Raw genomic sequence first — 815 nt, forward strand, 5'->3', positions numbered from 1 at the left:
CAGCCGGCAGCGCTTTTTTATGCCTGATTGCTTTCCCTTTGTGGCGAGGGAGCTCGCCACAGGGATCGTATTGCATTCGGGATGGGCGCTCCGCGTACAATGCCCGCTGCCCCGCAGGAGACTTCCATGACGCGTCCCGCCACCGTTCGCAAACCCCGTGCCCGCAGTCAGGCGCGGATCGATTCGATACTCGACGCCGCGCGCACGCTGCTGGCCGCCGAGGGCGTGGCCAGCCTGTCGATCTACAGCGTCGCCGAGCGCGCGCAGATTCCGCCCTCTTCCGTGTATCACTTTTTCGCCAGCGTCCCGGCGCTGCTCGAAGCGCTGACCGCCGATGTCCACGCGGCCTTCCGCGCCTGCCTGCAAGCGCCGATCGATCATGATGCTTTGCGCGACTGGCGAGATCTGTCGCGACTGGTCGAACAGCGCATGCTCGAGATCTACGATCAGGATGCCGCCGCACGGCAATTGATTCTGGCGCAACATGGCCTGACCGAAGTGACCCAGGCTGACCGCCAGCACGATCTGGAACTGGGCGACCTGATGCACAAATTGTTCGACCAGCATTTCGAGTTGCCGAGACTGCCGGACGATGTCGATGTGTTTGCCCTGGCCATGGAACTGGGCGACCGGGTGTATGCCCGCTCGGTGCAGCAGCACGGGCAGATCACCCCGCGCATGGCCGAGGAAGGGATGCGCGTGTTTGATGCCTATATCGGCCTGTATCTACCGACGTACCTGCCGAAGAGAAATCCCTAGCGCATGCACCGGCCCCTTCGCGAGCAGGCTCGCTACCACATTTGAAATGCGCTCCC

The 815-nt window shown here is 63.1% G+C and carries 1 protein-coding gene; it reads left to right on the top strand.

The features are described 5' to 3' along the window. Window positions 1-126 precede the first annotated feature (126 nt). Window positions 127-759, top strand: a complete 633-nt coding sequence (locus tag DCO47_RS26850; protein WP_116659289.1) for a TetR/AcrR family transcriptional regulator — start codon at window positions 127-129, stop codon at window positions 757-759. Window positions 760-815: the final 56 nt, after the last annotated feature.

The sequence above is a fragment of the Pseudomonas sp. NDM genome, assembly GCF_003105095.1.
GTDB classification, from domain to species: domain Bacteria; phylum Pseudomonadota; class Gammaproteobacteria; order Pseudomonadales; family Pseudomonadaceae; genus Aquipseudomonas; species Aquipseudomonas moraviensis_A.

What these genes read in the sequence shown, in the direction of transcription:
- DCO47_RS26850 (WP_116659289.1), top strand. Translation starts at nt 127, where the DNA reads ATGACGCGTCCCGCCACCGTTCGCAAACCCCGTGCCCGCAGTCAGGCG.